Source organism: Leptobacterium flavescens, from assembly GCF_010671605.1.
In the GTDB taxonomy this organism is placed as follows: Bacteria; Bacteroidota; Bacteroidia; order Flavobacteriales; family Flavobacteriaceae; genus Leptobacterium; species Leptobacterium flavescens.
This window is the reverse complement of the sequence record NZ_JAABOO010000002.1, coordinates 305,042-326,604: the sequence shown is the minus strand read 5'-3', so window position 1 is coordinate 326,604 and position 21,563 is coordinate 305,042. Positions and strand designations below refer to the sequence as shown.

At 40.2% G+C, this 21,563-nt stretch carries 23 protein-coding genes; 18 read left to right on the top strand and 5 right to left on the bottom strand.

The genetic code is table 11. The features are described 5' to 3' along the window. Nucleotides 1-50 precede the first annotated feature (50 nt). Together GWK08_RS09040 and GWK08_RS09035 are read left to right on the top strand one after the other, a co-directional pair. A complete protein-coding gene (locus GWK08_RS09040; protein WP_163606621.1) occupies nt 51-1,118 on the top strand; it encodes an alpha/beta hydrolase family protein in 1,068 nt (355 codons plus the stop codon). A gap of 196 nt (nt 1,119-1,314) precedes the next feature. Beyond that, entirely contained in the window at nt 1,315-3,126 is a 1,812-nt protein-coding gene (locus tag GWK08_RS09035; RefSeq protein WP_163606619.1) for a hypothetical protein, read from the top strand. A gap of 29 nt (nt 3,127-3,155) precedes the next feature. Here GWK08_RS09035 and GWK08_RS09030 read toward each other — a convergent pair whose 3' ends face one another. Next, entirely contained in the window at nt 3,156-3,434 is a 279-nt protein-coding gene (locus tag GWK08_RS09030; RefSeq protein WP_163606618.1) for a hypothetical protein, read from the bottom strand. A 154-nt stretch (nt 3,435-3,588) separates the two neighbouring features. On the opposite strand from GWK08_RS09030, the gene GWK08_RS09025 reads away from it, so the two are divergent. The 6 genes from GWK08_RS09025 to GWK08_RS09000 all read left to right on the top strand — a co-directional run bounded on the left by GWK08_RS09025 (nt 3,589) and on the right by GWK08_RS09000 (nt 9,529). Beyond that, a complete protein-coding gene (locus tag GWK08_RS09025) occupies nt 3,589-4,575 on the top strand; it encodes a bifunctional helix-turn-helix transcriptional regulator/GNAT family N-acetyltransferase (protein ID WP_163606616.1) in 987 nt (328 codons plus the stop codon). Nucleotides 4,576-4,646: 71 nt separating this feature from the next. Then, nucleotides 4,647-4,949, top strand: coding sequence for an ArsR/SmtB family transcription factor (locus tag GWK08_RS09020; RefSeq protein WP_163606614.1), 303 nt, complete (start codon nt 4,647-4,649; stop codon nt 4,947-4,949). Nucleotides 4,950-5,164: 215 nt separating this feature from the next. Then, nucleotides 5,165-5,860, top strand: a complete 696-nt coding sequence (locus GWK08_RS09015) for an aspartate/glutamate racemase family protein (protein WP_163606612.1) — start codon at nt 5,165-5,167, stop codon at nt 5,858-5,860. Between the two features lie 62 nt (nt 5,861-5,922). Next, the gene (locus GWK08_RS09010) at nt 5,923-7,071 is read left to right on the top strand and encodes a D-TA family PLP-dependent enzyme (RefSeq protein WP_239524891.1); all 1,149 of its coding nucleotides are present in this window, start codon (nt 5,923-5,925) and stop codon (nt 7,069-7,071) included. A 494-nt stretch (nt 7,072-7,565) separates the two neighbouring features. Next, a complete protein-coding gene (locus GWK08_RS09005; protein WP_163606611.1) occupies nt 7,566-7,916 on the top strand; it encodes a hypothetical protein in 351 nt (116 codons plus the stop codon). 11 nt (nt 7,917-7,927) lie between these two features. After that, nucleotides 7,928-9,529, top strand: a complete 1,602-nt coding sequence (locus GWK08_RS09000; RefSeq protein ID WP_163606609.1) for an FAD-linked oxidase — start codon at nt 7,928-7,930, stop codon at nt 9,527-9,529. Nucleotides 9,530-9,692: 163 nt separating this feature from the next. Here the strand turns inward: GWK08_RS09000 and GWK08_RS08995 are convergent, their stop codons facing one another. Next, nucleotides 9,693-9,992: a GIY-YIG nuclease family protein gene (locus tag GWK08_RS08995; RefSeq protein WP_163606607.1), complete on the bottom strand. Its 300-nt coding sequence runs from the start codon at nt 9,990-9,992 to the stop codon at nt 9,693-9,695. Nucleotides 9,993-10,692: 700 nt separating this feature from the next. Here GWK08_RS08995 and GWK08_RS08990 point away from each other — a divergent pair. The 4 genes from GWK08_RS08990 to GWK08_RS08975 all read left to right on the top strand — a co-directional run bounded on the left by GWK08_RS08990 (nt 10,693) and on the right by GWK08_RS08975 (nt 15,140). Next, nucleotides 10,693-12,138, top strand: a complete 1,446-nt coding sequence (locus tag GWK08_RS08990; protein ID WP_163606606.1) for a hypothetical protein — start codon at nt 10,693-10,695, stop codon at nt 12,136-12,138. A 242-nt stretch (nt 12,139-12,380) separates the two neighbouring features. Next, complete coding sequence (locus GWK08_RS19385; RefSeq protein WP_163606605.1) at nt 12,381-13,379, top strand: sensor histidine kinase; 999 nt, start codon at nt 12,381-12,383, stop codon at nt 13,377-13,379. After that, on the top strand, nt 13,376-14,407 hold the full coding sequence (locus GWK08_RS08980) for a histidine kinase (protein WP_163606604.1): 1,032 nt from the start codon (nt 13,376-13,378) through the stop codon (nt 14,405-14,407). The genes GWK08_RS19385 and GWK08_RS08980 overlap by 4 nt, the downstream gene beginning before the upstream one ends. Next, the gene (locus tag GWK08_RS08975) at nt 14,388-15,140 is read left to right on the top strand and encodes a LytR/AlgR family response regulator transcription factor (RefSeq protein ID WP_163606603.1); all 753 of its coding nucleotides are present in this window, start codon (nt 14,388-14,390) and stop codon (nt 15,138-15,140) included. Before GWK08_RS08980 ends, GWK08_RS08975 begins: the two co-directional genes overlap by 20 nt. Here the strand turns inward: GWK08_RS08975 and GWK08_RS08970 are convergent. Together GWK08_RS08970 and GWK08_RS08965 are read right to left on the bottom strand one after the other, a co-directional pair. Then, nucleotides 15,137-16,351, bottom strand: coding sequence for a multidrug effflux MFS transporter (locus tag GWK08_RS08970; protein ID WP_163606602.1), 1,215 nt, complete (start codon nt 16,349-16,351; stop codon nt 15,137-15,139). The two genes, GWK08_RS08975 and GWK08_RS08970, sit on opposite strands and share 4 nt — an antisense overlap. A gap of 35 nt (nt 16,352-16,386) precedes the next feature. Then, complete coding sequence (locus GWK08_RS08965; protein ID WP_163606601.1) at nt 16,387-16,575, bottom strand: hypothetical protein; 189 nt, start codon at nt 16,573-16,575, stop codon at nt 16,387-16,389. Nucleotides 16,576-16,845: 270 nt separating this feature from the next. Between GWK08_RS08965 and GWK08_RS08960 the strand changes: the two genes are divergently transcribed. Both GWK08_RS08960 and GWK08_RS08955 read left to right on the top strand, forming a co-directional pair. Next, on the top strand, nt 16,846-17,238 hold the full coding sequence (locus GWK08_RS08960; protein WP_163606600.1) for a hypothetical protein: 393 nt from the start codon (nt 16,846-16,848) through the stop codon (nt 17,236-17,238). A gap of 128 nt (nt 17,239-17,366) precedes the next feature. After that, complete coding sequence (locus tag GWK08_RS08955; RefSeq protein ID WP_163606599.1) at nt 17,367-17,921, top strand: LytR/AlgR family response regulator transcription factor; 555 nt, start codon at nt 17,367-17,369, stop codon at nt 17,919-17,921. A gap of 391 nt (nt 17,922-18,312) precedes the next feature. On the opposite strand, the gene GWK08_RS08950 is transcribed toward GWK08_RS08955, so the two are convergent. Then, nucleotides 18,313-18,876, bottom strand: coding sequence for a hypothetical protein (locus tag GWK08_RS08950; RefSeq protein WP_163606598.1), 564 nt, complete (start codon nt 18,874-18,876; stop codon nt 18,313-18,315). A 718-nt stretch (nt 18,877-19,594) separates the two neighbouring features. Here GWK08_RS08950 and GWK08_RS08945 point away from each other — a divergent pair. From GWK08_RS08945 to GWK08_RS08930, 4 genes are all read left to right on the top strand, one after another. Further along, nucleotides 19,595-19,870 carry a hypothetical protein gene (locus GWK08_RS08945; RefSeq protein WP_163606597.1) on the top strand — a complete coding sequence of 92 codons (276 nt, stop codon included), beginning with the start codon at nt 19,595-19,597 and terminating at the stop codon, nt 19,868-19,870. After that, entirely contained in the window at nt 19,854-20,135 is a 282-nt protein-coding gene (locus tag GWK08_RS08940) for a hypothetical protein (protein WP_163606596.1), read from the top strand. Before GWK08_RS08945 ends, GWK08_RS08940 begins: the two co-directional genes overlap by 17 nt. A gap of 134 nt (nt 20,136-20,269) precedes the next feature. After that, on the top strand, nt 20,270-20,485 hold the full coding sequence (locus tag GWK08_RS08935) for a hypothetical protein (RefSeq protein WP_163606595.1): 216 nt from the start codon (nt 20,270-20,272) through the stop codon (nt 20,483-20,485). Between the two features lie 634 nt (nt 20,486-21,119). After that, on the top strand, nt 21,120-21,563 hold the full coding sequence (locus GWK08_RS08930; RefSeq protein WP_163606594.1) for a hypothetical protein: 444 nt from the start codon (nt 21,120-21,122) through the stop codon (nt 21,561-21,563).

The following is a 21,563-nucleotide window of genomic DNA, read 5'->3' as shown; positions in this document are numbered from 1 at the left end:
GATACGATCTGAGGGTTTCTTTGTGATTCATTCATCAAAATTCATCAATCATGAAAAGAATCAAAAGAATTTTTACATCCAGATTATTTCTGATCCCTTTTGTTCTGATCCTCGCGGTAACCGTATTTATGAAGATCAGGATTGCCTATGATGCAAAACCGGAATATGTTAGTTTTAAGAGTAAGGACATTACCCTGAAAGGTATTATCCTAAAACCGGAAGGCCCGGGACCACATCCCGCGATACTGATCCTTCACGGTTCGGGCGGAAGTTACCAGACCTATGACAAATGGTACAACAGGTTCCACGCCAACGAATTGCTCAGTCGCGGTTTTGCGGTAATGTCCTATACAAAACGGGGATCCGGGAAGCACGATATAGATTATAAATACGTAACATATGAGGATCTTATGGAAGATGCACTTACTGCAGTGGATTTCCTCCGCCGTCAGCCGGGGATAGATCCCGACCATATCGGTTTGTTAGGTGTAAGTGAGTCCGGATGGTTTACTCCGGAAATGGCATCAAAAAGAAACTGTATAAAATTTATAATCAACCGGGTGGGACCACCATTTTCGATGAACGAAACTACTTTGTTTGAAGTGCGAAATGATGCCCTGGCCGAAGGGCTGACCGAAAAGGAAATAGAAGATGAACTCATTCCGTTGGTAAAACGGATAAGGCAGTTTTATATAGATGTGGCACAAGATCCGTCTATGGCTAACGGACCCGAACGGGATGCGATCAACGCTCGTTATAAGGAGGTCCGTGAACGAAAGGGCTTCAGGGAATTCTTTGGTCCGCAACTGCAGGAATACGATCCTGATCTGTATGCGGTACGTGCTGCCAAATACTCCTATGATCCGCAGCCTTTCCTGGAAGAGATCGATATTCCCATGTTGTACCTCTACGGAGGCAAGGATATTAATGTCCCTACGGAGGCCAGTGTAAAGTACCTGGAACGTTTAAGAGCAGAAATGGGCAAGGATATTACTTTCAGGGTCTTTCCCGATGCCGGGCACTATATGTATCGCTGGAAAGCATTTCCGGTAGAAGGCTTTTATCAGAAGGGCTATCTCGACCTTATCGGAGATTGGGCGGAAATGCAGTTAAAGTAATGTATCGAATTACAAACAGTGTTCTCGGTAAATGAAAGAATCTTTGCTGTTTCATCATTAGGCATTCTTTAATTATAAGTCCGAAAATAATGATTTAAGAAGTGTTTTATTCTCAGTACTTTGTACTTAATACTCACTGTCTAAATCTTGAATCTCATATATTTAACGTATCTTAGAAGGAGCCAAACACCTAATAATGAATAAAGTATATCTCCTTTTAATCCTCTTTGCCATCAGTTGCACACCCGATAAGAACAGGGAAGAGGACATTGCGGAAGCAGAACCGGGTAATACGTTAATTATAGATCCGTCCACCAGGATCGTTTACGACAAACTGAATTTCGGTAACGGATATAACAGTGCTACGGGCCGGGAATATCTTGGGGTCCTTAAATATGAGAACGTTGAGAAATCGACCGAAATTGTTGCGGGAGCACAGGGGAATTCGGGTTATATTACCATGGAGATCCTGGAAAGAAAGGAAGATCTTAAGAATTCTCTCGATATTACTCTGGGCATGGAGCTGGACTTTAAGATCTATGGGGTAAGTTCCGATAATACCCTGAGGGGCCGGGTATATAAGGAAACCGAATTCAATGATTTTAGCCAGAATGCCGTGATCAAGGCCCAGTATACCAATGAGCCTATAGTGATATTAAATCCTGAGGTAAAAGAAAGACTGGTAGCACTTGCCAAAAGGAATCCGGACGAGTTTATGCGTACTTGCGGAGATATGTTCGTCAGTAAGGTCTATACCGGAGGAAAATTATATGCGCTTTTCAGCCTTCATCAAAGGGATACTCAGGAGAAAGAACAGAATGAGTTGTTTTTTGAAAGCGTAAATACCTATATGGGTAATAAATTTTCGGCCAGTGTGGACAGCAGGGCCATCCAGCAAAGTCACAGCAGCACTAAAAACATAAATACCACCGTGTTTACCCAGGGCGGGGGAAAGACTCCCAACGAAGCAAGCCTGGATAGTTTTATAGCTTATGCCAATGCTTTTAAAGAAGAAGTAAGTGCAGATCAGCGGGCAACTGTTCTCTATGTTGAGCTTACGCCTTACGAGGCCATTGCTGGTTTTCCCAGAATAGATTTCAGTAAAATAAGAGTGGTCCAGAATACTTTCCTGGAACGAGGGTTTCACATTTACAATTCATTGGACGAATCTATGTCGAATGCCCTTTTTGTAAAAGAAAAATCCCAGTATTTTGATGAAAAGGACGTCCATGCAGCCGATTCTATCCTGGTGAATCTACCGGACAGAATTACCAGCATACGGGATATGATACAGTCGTGCCGGGCCGATTTTGATAATTGTGAACTGGATAGCCTGAATGCATTTTCGGATGTTGAAATATTTGCCCCTGAGATCGATTTTCCCGAACTGGACGGGATCACCACCGAGCTTTCTATCGATCCTTCGGAAGATTATATAGTGGTTAGCGAAAATACGGCAGATGGAAAGATTCTCAATATTGAAGGCCGGTTGGAAAGCAGGGCAGGAGTCAATAAAAGAGCAAGTTGCAAAGCGGTAAGCTTTAACAGCGAAAGGAACTTTTATACTTCTACTAAAAGATTCCTCCGGAAAAAGATAGATTATTATAAATACTCGGAGCGTCCTTATTATAAAATTCGGTACCGGGCAACGGAAACCGGGCAGGTATTAAAGGAGTTCAGATGGGACGGAACCCCGGTTAAGACAGAGAAAAATGTAATTGTAGAAGTAAAACTGGTAAATCCCAATGCTATTCTCCAGGTGAAGGAAGGACGGAAGTGGAAAAATATAGGAAAGAAAAAGGAAGGGGAACTCGGTTATACAAGAAGTCCGCGATATACACAAATACGTTCCTGTGAAAACATCAGGCCCTTTGCGGTCATTTCTAAACCGGATGCGCAACCCAAACAGGCAGGTCCCTTAACAGCCGGGAATACCGGAACCATTAACAAACAGTATCCCGAATTAAAACCCAAGGGTAATTATATGTCCTATGAATTTAAAAATTAGGAAAAAGCAGTTATAAATTTTTACTGCAACTACGGGAACAGATCCAGGCTTTTGCAATATCTGATGGCATATTCCCGCCCCATAGCAATGTATTTGGTGCGAATGTATTCATTCTGAAGCCTGATCTTCTCGTTCAGGTTTTCATGCATACTGCGTTTTTCAATTTCCTTATTCACCATATTAAGCATTTCGTTTACTGCTTTATTGGCCTGATACTCAGAGCTGACAAAGAAATCATCCCTGATCTTTTTTCTGAATAGCCGGTAATGCTTGCGCAAAGCATTCTGGCAAATACTTTCGTAACTCATTTTAATCGTAGTTGGAGGGTTACTTAAAGATAATCATTTTAAAGGTTAAAAAATACAGGTGTTTAGGATCAGCTTTGGTTTTACAGGTAAAATCACAAAACTTGTAACTGGTTACATATTTTATTATATTTGTGTAACCAGCTACATAATTAAAATGAAGAACGATTTTATAAACGAGCTAGGGCATATAGGTTTCACCGCCCGGATGAAAAGGATAAGCGATCTGCTTCTGTACAGTGCAATTGACCACTATAAACAATCCGGCCTGGGGATAGAACCCAACTGGCACCTGATCTTTTTAATACTGAAAGAAGAAAAAGCCCTCACGGTAACAGAGATTGCAGCGCGTTTGCGGTTTTCTCATCCGGCTATCATCAAGATTGTCAGGAAGATGGAAGAGGAGGGGTTTTTAGAGCGTTCTACGGATGCTTCGGACAGCAGGAAACAACTCATCAGTTTATCCAAAAAGGCGATCAGGAAAATGCCTGTATTCGAAAAAGAATGGTCCGATATAGAAATTGTAATAAAGGAATTGATAAGCGATGATTTTCTGGCAGATCTGGATCGTCTGGAGCAGAAGCTCGGTGAAAAGAATTTTTCCGAAAGATACAGGCAGGCACATCCCGCATACGAAGTAAGGAATGCAAAACCGGAGGAGTTTGAGGAGATCGGAGCTCTGATGGTAAGGGTATATTCCCAACTGGAAGGTTTCCCAAATGCTTCAGATCAACCCGAATACTATCGTATGCTGGCACAGATAGGAGAGCTTACCAAAAAGCCGGAGACCGAACTCCTGGTTGCTGTTTCCCCTCAGGGCAAAATAGACGGGGCTGTGGTGTATTTCAGCGATATGAAGTATTACGGTTCGGGAGGAACAGCTACCAAAGAAAAAAATGCTTCCGGATTCAGGCTGCTGGCGGTAGATCACGATGCCAGGGGAAGGGGAGTAGGTAAACTCCTCAGCAGGGAATGCATCAGAAGATCCACAGAAAAGAAACATCAGCAAATGGTCATTCACAGTACCAAAGCAATGAAAATTGCCTGGAAAATGTATGAGAAACTGGGCTTTAAAAGATCGGAGGATCTCGATTTTATGCAGGAGAAGCTCCCTGTTTTTGGCTTCAGGCTGCAATTACAATAGAATTGATGCTGTAGAAACTCCGTCATTTCGATAATTCTCGATATGTAAATATTTATTTGTACCTTTGACAAATGGATATTGTAGAGATCAGCAAGGTTTTATCAAATAAAACAAGAGTTAATATCTTAAAATGGCTGAGGGAACCTGAGAAACACTTCCCTCCACATGTGGATATTGAAGGTTTTGACGACGGCGTTTGCGTAGGTTATATCCAGGATAAAACAGGCTTGTCCCAGTCTACTATCTCCACCTATCTATCCGGAATGCAGAAGGCGCAGCTTATTATTCCGACCAGGCACGGCAAATGGACGTACTACAGAAGAAATGAAAGGGTGATCAGTGCGTATATTAACGCCCTTAGTAAGGATCTGTAGCTTTTTTTTAATACAACATATCTATAATTACCGATATGTAGATATAATTATCAACTTAAAACAAAATATCATGGAATGTACAGTAGATTGCAATTGCATATGCGACACTGCTTCGCATACAGAACACAAAAGTTTAACAAGACGGTTTTCTCAATGGTTGCAGAACTTCAACCTGCCGGGAGCAGAAAATATGTCGAAAATAAAATAGGAGAACAATGAAAACGATCGGACTGATAGGAGGGATGAGCTGGGAATCCTCCAAAATGTACTATGAATTTATCAATAAGAGGATACAGGAACTTCTCGGCGATTCATATTCCGGAAAGAGCATTATGATAACCGTTAATTTTGCGGAGATCGAGAAACTTACTTTTGCCGGTAACTGGCAGGGGATAGGAGAGATCGTTAAGGAAGCCGCACAAAACCTGGAGAAAGCGGGGGCGGATATGATCCTCCTATGTACCAATGCTATTCATTTGGTAAGCAATGCCATCAGCGATAATACCAGTGTTCCTTTTCTTCATATTGCGGATGTTACTGCTCAGGAGATTAATAAAAAAGGTTTAAAAAAAGTAGGGCTTCTGGGAACCAGCTTTGTAATGGAAGAAGAATTTTATAAAAACCGTATTTCTGAAAAACATGGGATTGAAGTGATCGTTCCGGAAGCTCCGGACAGAGAGGTTGTTCACCGTATGGTCTATGATGAACTGGTAAAAGGCATATTTACCGAAACTTCCAAACAGGAATGTCTCAGGATCATCAACCTGCTTAAGGCGCAGGGTGCAGAAGGCATTATTATGGGATGTACCGAATTGCCTATCCTGCTTCCCGGATCGGAAATGGACATTCCTTCTTTCGACACCAGTAAGATACATGCCTATGTCGCAGTAGATATGGCGCTAAAAGCTTAAAACAACAGCAGTGCAAATTATTATTGCTTAAATCTGTCATACAAAGCATTTAAATAATATTTTTGAATTCCGCTCTGCCGGAAAACATCCTTAAAACAATGCTTATGACCTGGTATGCGATTGAAAATATTGAAGAGATCGATTCTCCCTCCGTGCTTTTGTACGAAGATCGCCTGATGTACAACCTGCAAAAGATGCTCGATATGGTAAAAGGCGATAGTTCCCGTCTGATGCCACATGTCAAGACCAATAAGATGCCGGAAGTGATAAGGCGGATGGTCTCTATGGGAATAAAGAATTTTAAGGCATCTACCATAGCTGAAGCGGAGATCGCCGCAGAGCAGGGAGCAGACAGTGTGTTGATCGCTCATCAGTTGGTAGGCCCTAAAATAAATCGCCTGGGAAACCTTATTAAACAATTCCCCAAGACTTCATTCTATACCATTGCCGATAATCCGGCCTCTCTGGAAAAACTCAATGAGGAAGCTGTAGATAGAGGGATCGTAATAGGTGTTTTTATAGATATAAACAACGGAATGAACCGTTCGGGAATAGAACCGGGGCCGGGACTGGAAAAACTGGTTGCATTAATGCCTCATTATCCTTCCGTACAGTTTAAAGGATTTCACGTATATGACGGCCATCTGCGGGATACCGATTTTAAACAGCGTAAGCATAAGGTAGAAGACGGTTTTAAGGATGTGTACGGCTATTTTGAAAAACTGAAAACAAATAAGACAGATATTAGGCTTATCTGCGGAGGAACTCCTTCCTTTACTTCTCATTTAACGGAAAATGATCGTATCTGCAGCCCGGGTACCTGTTTATTCTGGGACTGGGGCTATGGTGAAAAACTACAGGAACAGGAGTTTAAACATGCAGCCCTGTTACTTTGCCGGGTCATCTCCAAACCTACGGCCGGTATTGTGACCATCGACCTGGGGCATAAGGCAGTTGCAGCAGAGAATCCAATAGACAAACGGGTTAAATTCCTTAACCTGGATAACTACAAGCTACGTTCCCAAAGTGAAGAACACGGCGTACTGGAAGTCGAAGACTGGGATAGCATACGGGTAGGGGATGTGTTCTACGGAATTCCCTATCATATATGTCCGACCATCAATCTCTATGATGAAGTTTCCGTGATTCGTGACGGTGAAAAAGTAACCGACTGGGAAGTAACCGCCAGAAGAAGGAGGATTAGGGTTTAGGTTGCAATGAGCAATGAGTAATGAGTAATTAACGTTGAGATGCCATTTGTTTAGGTTATTACGAGGAGTGAAACGACGAAGTAATCTTTAATATCATAATGAGATCACTTCGCTATGCTCGCGATGACGTCTCACCCTCAATACTAACTATTAGCCATTAGCTGGAGATATATTTCAACATTTTCCTCATTGTCAATCCAAAATCATAACTCGTTTATCTCTCACTACTCAATACTCTGTACTCAATACTAACCACCAACCACAACCCCCTAACAGTCAGGTGGTTTTAACGTATAAAACCGGTATTTACATCGAATTTAGCTGAAACTTCTTGGGCAAAGCCTGAAAAAGCCGTAAATTATGGCTAAGTATTGCTGAATCAGCACAATAACTTTCCCCCTTTGGTAATACGACAGCCCTTATTCGATTAAAAAAACAACTCGTTCTCTGACCGAAGAATATGCCTGTGGTCTTAATTCTTTAACTAAATACTCATGAGACCAATAAGTAAACGTTTTTGGAGATTTCCAGGGCTTCTGCTGCTAACGGTACTTCTGCATTCCTGCTATTCTGCAGTTCTTACCAGCACTCATGGCGAGCCCATGCCGGAAATCAATGATCGGGAAGATTTCTTCCGCGATAAGATGGTTATAGAATATGATACAGTGGTCAAGGCCGGAGTGGCTATCGACTATTCTATTATCCCTGTACAGCGCAAACGCTGCGAAACAGGTAAACTGCATTCGGTGGAATTCAGGAATACTTTCGGGGGTGTATTGCTCTATCTGGTAACCTTTGGTTCCAAACGAAAAGTTTCTATCAAGTATGTGTGTGTTCAACCCTAAAATCATATATCATGGCAGAAACAGTAACACATCCGAAGACGGAGTGGACCACCATTCACAAAAACGGTCCGTGGAAACTTAAAAGGCTCCACATTACTACCAATGAAGGAAGTACCCATTTACCGTCTGCAACGGGCAGATATAAGGACACGGCTAATGAGATCAGAAGGCTTATTGGCGAAGCACGGGATCAGGGAGAAGGTTTCAGGGCCTTTGGTTCCCGATGGTCGATGTCGCAGGTAGCCCATCATCCGGACAGTATGCATTACAACCGTTATATGAACCTGCATATTCCGGTAAGCGGAACGGATATCCATCAGAACTCCCCCTATGAAGAGGAAAACCTCTTTTTCTTTCAATGCGGAACCACCATAAAACGTATTTCCCAGGTGCTGGAAGCTCATGGAAAGTCGCTAAAAACCAGCGGCGCCAGTAACGGGCAAACCCTGGCGGGGTGCATGTCGACCGGGGTACACGGCTCGGCCATCGATGTAGGTTCGGTACAGGATTATGTAGTGGGTATCAACCTGATCACAGGACCGAATCCTGACGATAATGTTTACCTGGAACGGCATAGCAAACCGGCCTTATCCGATAGTTTCGCACAAAAGATCAATGCAAGAGTCATTCGCAATGACGAACTCTTTAACGCAGCCCTGGTGAGTATGGGAGGTTTTGGGTTTATTCACGGGATCGCCATAGAGGCTGAAGATCGCTTTTTACTACAGCGATATGTCAAGAAGATCGATAAGGAAATAGCCCTGGAACTGGCAGAGACTATGGATTTCAGGAACTCTCCTTTTAAAATAGATGAGGAGACCGGGCCGGATGGCAAAGGCTTAAAGCCTTATCATTATAAGATCTTTTTTAATCCCTATAATGACGAAAAGAAGTATGTGGTAGAGCTTATGTATAAAAAGCCCTATACCGTACCCTATGAAGATCCTTTTAATACGATTGAGAATTCTATCTACACCGATCTTATTTATTTGCTGATCAAGATCAGTGAGAAATGGCCCAGGACCATTCCGTTCTTTATCAAACGACTGGAGAAGAACATCCTTCCGGAAGTAAATGAAAAGAGCCTGGGAACCCTTTATGAAACCTTTTGGGATGCACAGTACAAAGGACCGGCCTTTGCGTTTTCGGTTGGGATCGATCACAAAGATTCAACTAAAGCGCTGGAAGTGCTGTCTAAAATGACCAGTGAAGAAGGTCCTATTCCGGGCATCTTTGCCATGCGTTTTATTAAGAGGAGTGAGGCTACACTTTCCTTTGCCAGGTTCCCGGTTACCTGTATGCTGGAAATTGACGGGGTACAGTGGAAAAAGAGCAAAAAGCTTATGAGCCAGAAGGAATACGGAAGGCGTATGATTGAAGTCCTTCAGCAGAATAATATTCCCTTCACCCTGCATTGGGGAAAGAACTCCGACTGGAGCTTCCCGGGGCTGGTGGATCATATGTTTGGAGAAGATGCCAAAAAGTGGAAAGCATACCGCAACAGCCTGCTGTCTCCCGAAATGGCTACTGTTTTCTCCAACGACTTTTTAATCGATACCGGACTTGACGAGGCCCTGCCTCCCGATCCTGGCTTGATTGTGTCTTTGGGTTAATTTGTAGGATCGCTCTATTATGTTTGCAATGACATTCCTTAAGGTCATTACGAGGAGTGAAACGACGAAGTAATCTTTTTAATAATATGAAGGGATCGCTTCGTTATACCCGCAATGATATTCGTTTTGTGTATTACGAGGAGCAAAGCGACGAAGTAATCTTTCAACTAAAATAGAATAGCCATCCATCGGAAAGGTCATTCCATTCGGGGTTTATAGAATTTATCAACTGCTCCTTTTTCCGTCTGCTACCAGCTTTGATCTGTTTCTCTCTGGCTATTGCAGCTCTCATATTACTGTGTTCTTCAAAATATACCAGTTTATTGCAGTTATATCTTGAAGAGAAACTTTTATATGCTTTGACTTTATGCTGATAAATCCTTTTTGTAAGATTTGAAGTAACTCCCGTATATAGTACAGTATTGTTTTTATTAGTGATTATATAGATGTGGTATTTTCTCACAATTGTAATATTAATAAAAATATAGATATTATCACTTAAGTAATGTGACGGAGGGATTGCTTCACTTCGTTCGCAATGATTGTTTCCTCATATCCTTACGAGGAGTGAAGTGACGAAATAGTCTTTTCAATTACATGGTGGGATCGCTTCGCTACGCTCGCGATGACTTCCCTTTTAATATTAATACCATCAACAAACAACCATCAACCCATGTACTCCATAGCCTTGGCGTAGGAGAAACAACAAACAACTAAATCTCAAATCCCAACTTCTCGACGAGCCTGTATCGAGCGTAGTCGAGATGCTCGAAGTGACATTCTTCTCACTACTCATCCCGATAGCTATCGGGACTTTGTACTTAATACTAACCACCAACTAAAAACACACCCCTAAGGTCCCCTCAAGGGGACAATACTAACAACAACCAACTAACAACCAGGTTCCACCTCTCGACGAGCCTGTATCGAGCGTAGTCGAGATACTCGAGATGACAAATCAAACAATCAATCTCAATACTCATTACTTTGTACTCAATACTAACAACAAACAACCACCAACCACCAACCATCAACCAACAACTAAAAACCAACCCCACGTACAATTCACTACATAAGTCGTACAATTCAATACATTTCATTTTATAAGATGGTAAAGGCATTGCATCTTTGCTGTGTAATAAAAAATCAAAAAACGAACAATCATGAGCCAACTATCGAGAATTATTGTAACTACTGCAATTAAACTTACCCTTGCGCTTTTCCTGATCTCATCAACAGGAGTAGAGGCGCAGGTTTCTTATAATGTACACCGCAGTAACGGAAAAACAACCATTAAAGTAAAAGACGGACTTACCAAAAACTTCTCTATCGAATATGAAGGCGAGATCACCCTGTCTGACGACGACAAGGATGTGGTAGCCATTTCGGACGGAGGTTTTCTGGAGATCAGGAAATCGGCATTCGGAAGCAGACGCCGTATCCTTATCGAAGCCGATGGGAACAGACTGATCAAAAAATACTATGTAGGTTCTTCAGACAAAGGATTTGAGCCTGAAGGAAGAAAATGGCTGGCGGAGATACTGCCCGAGATTGTGAGAACGACTACCATTGCTGCTAAACAGCGTGTAAACCGTTTTTATAATCAGGGCGGTGCAAATGCGGTACTGAGAGAAGTAGGTAATATTGACAGCAATTACGTAAAAGCTCACTATATCCAGCTTCTGTTGGATAAGAACCTGAGTAACCGGGAAATGGTTTCCGTATTGGATCAGGCAGGAGAAGAAGTAAAATCAGATCATTACCTGGCTAAGATCCTTAAGCACGATCAAAGGAAGTTCTTTGCTTCCAACGAGGTGACTTCCGCCTATATCAGAGCCGCGAGTAATATCAACTCCGACCACTATCAGTCCGAAGTACTTAAATCGGCTATTAACGATGCTAAACTATCAGACGATCAGATCACCAAACTATTTGAGGTCACCAAAACCATTAATTCCGATCATTACAAGTCGCAGGTACTTAAGGTAATGATGAAAGAGCGTACCCTTAACAGCAACAATATGAACCTGTTGCTTCAGACTTCGGGAAGGATCAAGTCTGATCATTACAAGAGCGGGGTACTTATCAAAGCGCTTGCCTTACCAAACCTTTCGGATGCTAATTACAAAACCCTGATCGGAACTCTGGATGATATTCAATCCGATCATTATACTACTCAGGTATTAAATAAATTACTGGATAAGAAACTGGACAGCGGTACGTTGAGTGATCTATTGCAGTTGGCCGGAACTACAGTAGATTCCGATCACTATATGTCCGGTACTTTAAAAAGGGTCATCAAACAGCAGGACCTTAAAGGAAACAACCTCGATGTCTTGCTCAGAGCCCTCAGTACGGTGAGATCAGATCATCATGCTTCAGAAGTACTGAAAGCACTTGCAAAGGAAAACCTAACCGACGGCCAGATGATCAAGATCTTTCAGGCGGCCTCCAGTATCAGATCCGACCACTATCTGTCGCAAGCCTTAGTATCATATGCTTCCAAAGTAAGAAGTGCTGGAAGCAGTGTAAAGGATGCCTACAGAAGTGCGTGTAAGAGTATTTCGTCCGACACTTACTACGGAAGAGCTGTAAAGGCCATAGATTAAAAAACAACCAATAAATAGCCTGAACCGGGATGCTGAACATTTCCGATTCGATTTGAGAATTGGAAATGTTCATACCATCCGAAATCTTTTCCCCCGAGCGTAAAAAACAAAAGATTATCAGAATCTGTTAGAGATTGATGTTGCTATCGCTTCCTCCCGCCGCTTTAATTATTTTATTTTAAAGTATTAATGTTTATTTTGGTGGGATGGAGCTTAGCTTTAACCATATAGATCAGCCAAAAGTGAAAAAACATCTTATCATTGTTTTTACGGGTTGCATTTTAGGGATCCTCAGTTACCTCTTTATGGAATTCATAGAAGAGCGTAATGTCACAGAACTCCTGTTGTCGGGACTCCTGGGCATTTTTATTGCCTATAGTGCGACTGCACTTTCCAACCTTCTTAACAAAGCCATCCCGTGGAAAAAACATACCGGTCTCCGTTTACTGGGCGGTATTATTTCGCTTACGGGAATTGCTTTTTTACTGGGGCTAACAGGCATTTACCTGTTTGTTTACCTGAGAGGGGGCGGGGAGAACTTTTGGGAGCATCAGAATGAGATCGTCCTTAAACTGGCTATCCTTCTGTTCTTTATCTCCCTGATCTACAATGTGGTTTATTTTGCTTTGCATTCCTATTATCAGTATGCCAAAGGCCAGCTCATGGAGCTAAAACTGGAACGCAAGCAAACCGAATTGCAGTTAGCTGCTTTAAAATCGCAATTGAGTCCGCATTTTCTGTTCAACAGCATAAATACGGTATCATCTCTCTTGTTTAAAGATATAAAGAAGGCGGAACGTTTTATCCGGGAACTGGCACATTCTTATCGGTATACATTAAACGTATATGAAGACCGGCTGGTCTCAGTAGAGGAAGAGCTCACCTTTGTGAATTCCTACGCTTATCTGCTTAAGACCCGTTTCGGTAATCATATGGTTCTCGATATTGAATTAGCAGGGAATGTGCTAAATACCCGGGTTCCGCCTTTAACATTACAAATGCTGGTGGAAAACGCCGTAAAGCACAACCAGATGTCGTCCGGTCAGAAATTGAATATCAGTATCAATTCCGACGGCAGGCGTATCAGCGTTAGCAACAATAAGACCATCAGCCCGAACAGGGTGGAATCTTTTAAAATAGGCCTGAACAATATTGCCTCCCGTTACCGTTTGCTGGCGGAAAAAGAAATAGAGATCATTAACGACGAGGAATTCAGTGTGCATTTACCTATTATAGAATGAACAAACTCTTTATACATAATCCCCTGTTCAGGATCCTGAGCCCCCTATGCAGTGGGATATTGGTGTATCTGCTTATTTTGCTGATCAATAACAATGTAGGGCAATTAAAGGAAGAATTCCTGGGGCAGGAACTTTATGTATGTATTGGCCTGGCCTATCTTATCCAGGAATATTCCCGTCTTTCGCTTTTCTTTTTTGAACGCATCAAACAACCGAGATCCTTTGCCTTAAAGATCGTATTACAGGCCCTGCTTTCGGTAATCGTTTGTATCAGTCTGGTATCGGTAGACATGTATGCCTATTTTAAATGGGTGCTGGGTTTTACCCCAAGCTTTTCCGAATTAGCTGTCTTTAATATCATCTTTTCGATCTTTACCCTGATCTATTTTATCCTCTATCTGAGTCATCAGTTCCTCTATAAGACGAATACTCAGAAAATGGAGCAGGAATTGCAGGCCAGGGATGCGGTAGAGAAGGATTTCCATCAGTTTAAAAGAGGGATCAACCCGACGCTCTTATTTGAAAGCCTGGAATCGCTTATTGTCCTGATGAAAAAGGATAAGGATGCTGCGGAATTGCTCGTAGACCATTTTTCGGCAGTATATCGTTATATTCTTTCTAAAAAGACCAGGGAACTGCTACCTTTGGGTGAAGAATTAAAGATCCTGAATGAGTTTCTCCTTTTGTTCGGTCATTTGCCGTACCGGAAGCTGAGAATGGGTAAAATAGCGGTGATGGATACGCTTATAGTACCTGGAGCCGTGCTTTTTTCCATCGAACAGATCATCCGAAGCACAATCGCCTCCGAAACCGAGCTGGTACTGGAGTTAAAGGAAGAAGAAGATCATTTTTTACTCTGCTATGAACCCCAGGAGAAGATCGTTTACAGCCTGGATGATGATAAACTGAAAGAACTGGCAGATACCTATCGGTATTATACTGAGAAAGAGGTAGGAGTAGGGGAGGCAGATCCTCTTAAATATATCAGAATACCCAAACTAAAAATAGATGAAGGTAGTAATCATTGAAGATGAACCGCTGGCAGCCGAAAAGCTGGAGCGATATCTGTTAAAATACGATGAGAATATAGAAGTGATCGGCAGATTTTCCTCTATAGACGAGAGTGTAAGCTGGATCCCTGAGCATCAGGAAGAAGTGGAACTCTTTTTTATGGATGTACAGCTGATCGACGGGCTGAGCTTTGAGATCTTTAATGAGATAAAGGTGGAAAAACCCGTGATCTTTACGACTGCTTTCGACGAATTTGCCATCGATGCCTTTAAGGTAAACAGTATAGACTATCTTCTAAAGCCGGTAACTTTTACCGATCTCTCCAAAGCCTTAAAAAAACTGCAGGCCATGCGTTCCCAACTGGGCGGGAATATGCAGGAGGCTGTAAAAAAGATCTCCGGCAAAGCCTATAAAAACCGTTTTCTGGTGCGACTTGGAAATCACCTGAACTCTGTAAAGACCGAGGACATCGACTTTTTCTATGCCGAAGGACGGGATGCCTACCTGGTAAACAGCAGCGGAAAGAAGTATATGATAGAATACAAGCTGGAATCTCTGGAGGAGCTACTGGATCCCAAAAGTTTTTTCAGGGTCAACCGCAGTTTTATTGTGCATATCAATGCCATTGAAGATGTACTGGTTTATTCTAACAGGCGCCTGAAACTGGTACTTAAGGCTAAAACGGATAAAGATGTGGTCGTAAGCCGGGAAAAAGTAGGTGTTTTTAAAGACTGGTTTGAAGGAAATTAAGCTTCTCCTTTTAAAACTACTTTTCTTTGATCCCATTTCAGATAGAGGAGGATCAGGATTGAGATACTCGCACAACTCAGAAAACCAATAAAAAGCGGAAGGGCGCTATCGGTTACAAAGGCTCCGATATACGTACTGATGGGTACCGCCATAAGTGTGGAAACAAAACCGGTAATCGCCGCTGCAATACCTGCAATATGCCCGACAGGCTGCATGGCCATGGCCCTCAGGTTCCCAAAAATAAAGCCGATAGCAAAGAACTGCAAAGCAAAAAAGCTCAGGAGGACCCATACCGGCGGATTGGGTGCATTGTGATACAGTAAAATATAAAGGAGAGAGATCCCGAAAAAAGCGTAAATAGAGGTGGAGATGATCTTTTGCATCCCGTATTTCAGTACGAGGGTCCCGTTTAAAAAGGTGGCCGTCCCGATGGAAATAGCCAGGAGGGCAAAGATATAGGGGAATTTATCTTCCATCTCGTACTGTACCTCAAAAATATGCTGGGAAGTACTGAGATATACGAGGAAGGACCCCACAATAAAACCTGAGATCAGGGTAAAGGCTATGGTGATCTTGTATTTGATCAATTCCTTAAAACCATTGGTAAAGATACGGGCGGTAAACTTTTCCCGCCGTTCCGGCACAAGGGTTTCCGGTTGTCGTTTCCAGAACCAGAACGATACCAAAACACTAAAAAAGAGCTGTACATAAAAGATAGCCTGCCAGCTGTAGCGGTCCAGGATAAATTTCCCGACAGCAGGAGCCACGATGGGTACGAGAATAAAGACTACGGTAACAAACGAAACGATCCGGGCCATATAATCGCCGCTATAGGTATCGCGTATCATGGCAATACTGATGGTACGCGGGGCAGATAGCCCGATTCCCTGGAGGATACGTCCGGCAACCATGGTGGTAAGGTTATCGGAAAGCACGCAGATGATACTGGCAATAATAAAAAGGGCAAATCCCATATATACCACAGGTTTTCTTCCGAGACTGTCGGATACGGGGCCGAAAATAAGCGGACCGACACCCAGGCCGAGAAAGATCATGGTAATAAGCAACTGATTATCGCTGGTATTGGTTGTGGCTATGGAAACACCAATAATATCGAGTGCAGGCAGCAGGGCATCAATAGCCAGGGCTACAATCGACATTAAGGATGCCATTAAAGCGATAAACTCAAACTGGGAAAGCTTTTTTTGCATTGGGCAAATGTAGGTTAAAAAATCAGCATTTCCTTTTAAACTACTTTTAAATAGGTAAAGAGTTCGTATACCAGGAATGCAGGCCATACAAAGGCTTTAAGCAAACCGAGGAGTCCGGCCCAAAAACTTCCGGCCAGCTGAAGGTAATATACGGCAGCACCGATAACGCCAAGGCCATAGATAGCATTGGAGCTTTTATACTTAGTGGTTTTGGTTGTTGTCATCACAAAAGGTTTTAGGTTAAACCTAAAGATACTGACTATTATAAAAAGGGGCTATGATAATTATCAGGAGTAGGAGTTAGCGGTTGTTTAAATCTGTCTTAATTTTATTATATCTTTTTAGCAGCACTTCATATTTCTCCTTTTTTGCTATTCACGTTATTTTTTGTTCAACTTGTGACATTTATTTGATTAAATGGTTGTTTATCAAATAGTTTTGAAATGTAAATCGATTTATATAAACATTAGATAATTGTATTAAAATTAAAAGTCATGAAAAGTTTAAAACAAGATTTTATTATTTCAGAATTAGATAAAGAGTTTGTTAAGGAATACAAAGGAGAATCAAATTATTTAGATATCATTGATCCTGAAGACACATCGTTAGGTTTATGTTGGAAATTCCAATATCTCCATGTTTGTATTGAAAAAGTAACTCCTACAAAAGTTATGCTAGTCATTAAATTACTAGGCGTTAATATTGGGAGGTTTGTACTTACTAAAAAAAATACAACTATAAAAATAAAAGAAAACATTGGAGGAGATTTTGCTAGAGTGGAGGTCGAAATTAGTGCCAACTTTCAGAAGAGAGAAATTAGAGCTAAAGGGAGAATGTGTAAACTTTTTGTATGTCACAACTTTGAACAAAGAATCCTCAAGTGGTAAACAATGTTAGAAAAGAGGAATTTGGTGTAATAATTCAAATTCCTCTTCAAATCCATACTCATCAGATAAATCATTAAATTGCAAATAGATATCATCAATAAATTAGTAAGTCTTTAAATTACTTATTAATGAAAGGAAAAATAATCTATATCACCTTCTTTTATCAATTGTTGTTCTACGAAGTATACTCAAAACAGAACACTAAATTTGAACACGAAACATTTACTTCGGCCGCTAGGATTCTTTCATTACAACGTACAATCTTGAATTTAGCTTTGCTATTAATTGTTTTGGGAGGGTTGTTTTATTGGTATAGAGAAAAAAGTTTGCGTTTACAAAAGGAAAAAAGTGAAGCCTTGGAAAGAATGGATGCTCTGAAAAAAAGGGTGATTAAAAATCATATTGTTTTAAAGGATAAAACTAAATTATACTTATCAGATTTAGTGTATATTAAAGCAGATGGTCATTATCTTAATATATTTATTTCAAACAACAAGAAACATTTTGTTAGATATAAACTAAGTAAAATTATGGAAGATCTTCCACCTAATTTTATTCAGTGCCATAAATCATATATAGTTAATTTAAATTATATCAAACGCATAAATTCGAAGACCGTTTTTCTCAATAATAATCGAACTGTACCGCTTTCACGGTCTTTCAAAAACGATTTTTTTATTTAAGTATAGAATAATAGGTGGAAGTTAGAATAGAATTTAACCTATTTTACATAATATAAATTATAGTGCAAATGATGTTTTAAAAAAAAGACCTTTATTGGGCCTTCTTTTAGGTTTTATAAGTTAACTATCTTAATATCCTTATTCTCAAAGAATCTCATGTAGTCGGAATGATTCTCCGCTTTACAATAGACAACCCAATCCTTATCCTTTTCTTTCAAGTAAAGTGCCTCTATCGTTGGAAGAAGATCCTGAACAAAAGGATATATATCATCTTTGAAATCGATAAACTTAGTTTTCGGTAAATAAATAGCGAAGATAAATTCGTAGTTTTTTAATATATGAGCCATATAATTATATTGTTTAATTATTAGTGTTGTGTTTAAGACTTATGTTATATCAAGATATCAGAATTATCCAAGGTAGATATTTTTGAACGCTGTTCCGAAATGACAATGCCGGCAACTCTAATGATATTCTGTTCTTCCTGTAGTAAGTTTTGGTCTAAATTTCTCAATTCCTCTTCTGTTAAATCATCTCCTTCTCCTTCTACAATCTGCCTACTTTGTCTTGTTAAAATAGCAAAAACGTTCGAAAAAAATCCGGAAAGTTCAGTTCTATTAGGATCATCGGCATCGAACATTAATAGTACTAAGGATGTTTTAGCATTTAATTCGGATATCAAAATACGCAACTCTGTAGAAGTTGCGGATTCACCAACACGCAATGATAGCCTAATATTTCTATACAAAGACGAAATTTCAGATATAAGTTCTCTAAAACGATTAACCCATTCTTGCCTTTTATCTGCTATATGTACTTTTCGATCTCTTATCGAATTAATATAATTCGTATAAGCGACAACTCCTGCAAGTACGAAAGTAGCAAATGGGAGCCAATTCGTTTTAAAAAAAAGATTATAAAAAAAATTGTACCAATCAGAGTCAGAAATCACCATAATATCTTAATTATTATTAGTTATATAAAACTCTACAAAACATGTAGATTTTCTCGTTACAAAATTTCAATGAACAATTAATTTTTAGCTAATCTAAGCTAAATAATTTTCTTACGCAAGTGTTTTGAATTTAACATTTCTTTAACGCAGTTTTAACAACTTAAGCTTTTTACAAGCTAAATTGCTGATATACAATATAAATAGGCATTCATAAGAGTCCGTAATACGGACTGCGGGTACACATAGTTATAGGCTCGTGTACCAAAAAATACTTCCTGCTTCGCAGTGCCTTAATCCTCTCTAAAATTTAAATCCGGTAAACGCCCAGGCTTCACCTTGCGGCCTATTTTCTGTAGCGTCTGCCCTGCCCTTTTCCTATGAGCAAAGGTGCGGGGCTGAGACCATGCGGTAAATGTTGGCGGCATAAAGCCGCTACGCTATTTATACACCTTCCCTTTCCCTTCAATGGCCTCTATCACCCCGCTATACCAAGCTCACGAAAAGGACATGCCATACAGCTCTAAAAGAAGCAAGGAAAAACCGAGCTACCTGTATTGAAATTTTGGATTAAGGCGAAACGAAAGAACGCCGCCAGATAAAAAAAGCAAGGTTTTTTCTCAAAGGCTCAAAAGCCTTTTCTCAGGCGCCTGTTGTTGTAGGACAACACCTACGTTCTTTGACATTCTGTAAACCTATTGTTTAACCACAAAACAAACATATGAACACAACATTATCGAAACCAAAATTAAGTCCTAGAGAGAAGTTCTTTCTCGGAACAAAATTCGTGGTGAAGAGCGAAGAAGCTAAGCTCCTCTACTCTACTTACTACGATTCAGATTATAGAATGATCTATGACAATGGTATAGTAAAAGCCGCTGTTACAGAGATCACAAAAGAAAGCTTTAAAGCATACGGCTACATACTAGGCCGAAGATTCGATTATCAAATAAAATTTAGCGAACTCAAATTCATAGACGATGACTGGAATACTTGAAACACTCGATAACATGAATACTATCGAAATAATACAAATAATATCGGGCTTTGCCGCAGGAGTATTGATATACGTAATGATCTTTTGGCAAATCAAAGACTACCGTTGGAGCAAAAAAATGCAGCAAAAAGCAACGGAGTATTTGACCCAAGATCAGGAGGTAATGAGCGAAATTAAAGGTGAATGCCATCACGTATGGCATTTCAATCCTAAAGACGAAACATTCACCTGTAAAAACTGTAAAAAAGTAATCACATGCGAATAACAGAGAAACAATACAAAACGGCTAGAAAGGTCGGTATTTACATTTTCATGTTTATCGTCTTAGCAGCGCTTCAATTGCTACTAGCAATTATCGAAAATCCTGAAATCACCAAATCTCTAAACTAAATGTGAGCTATGAGTATGGTAACAGATATTAACCGTGAATTCCTTATCAAATATTGGTTCACGGAAGACGACAAAGAAACCCGTCTCATCGGGGCGGGTCAATACATCAAGCTCGTTGGAGCAAAAAAGCAAATAAGCCATTTTAAGAGGGTTTTGACAGGCGGTTTGAAAGACTACAGCTTTCAACCCAAAAAAGGGCTTAGAGTCAAATTTATAGGAAGGTAATTTTATGAATATACTAATAAGAGATGTAGAACAAGAATACATCCATATTCTTGAAAACGTGCAAAAGCGCATTGAATGGATAAACACCGGAACAAAAGCAACTCTTCACTGCATAAAACAATACAGTACGCTTGTTACACGGTGTCGAGAGCAACAGGAAAGAATCGATAATCTCGAAAGGGAATTGCACCAAATAACGCAATTACTAAGAGAAAAAGTAGAAATCGATCAAGCAATCAAAAAATATTTTGATAACGAAAGTTAACCAGGTATTCCCGGATCTCGTAGCAAAAAGATAACAAAATCAGCTGGAGATCCTTTTTTCCTGGAACGAAAATGATAACAAAAAAAAGTGGTCCTAAAAAAAATGATATCAAAATCATTCTCCCGGAAAAAGATCTGCAGGAAAAATTGATAACAAAATTTTTCTGCAGGAATCCGGATCCGGAGCCGGCCGAAAAAATAATGATAACAAAATGAAAAAAACAGAAATCATAAATCTAGACAACGAAACCCAATTGAGAAAAGAAGTGTCAATTGACAAATTTGCACTGCTAAGTAGATTAATAAGGAAAAAGAGGTCATTCGCAAACCGAATAGCTTGGCAGATATCACGATTTAAATGTAGATTCTAATGCAAAAAATAAAAGAAAGAATCCGACAACGGATTAAAGAAATACAAAAGGAAATAAAAGAGGCTCATAAAACTTGTAGCGAAAGTAAATACTATTTATACGAGTATAAGCTTAGAAAAGTAGCTTTACTGAACTTTTACAAATTTTTAAACTGCCTCCCCTACTTTGAACTTAAAGACGTTTATAGCGTCTTAAATTCATATCAAGACGAATACCGTGCAAACTGGAAGTTTGTAGGCGATATGCCAGTAAAAAAACCATACATCGAAAACGATATTGATTTGAAAATATGGGAAGAAGAAATATTAATCGAAATCATGAAACTAAAACGTTTTATTAATGGAGAACAACAAGAAGAACAAACAAAACTCGAATTTGTTTCAGGTACAGAAGCAGCTTACACAACAAGAAAAGGCGGCCATCAAACAAATAAAGGAAATTGA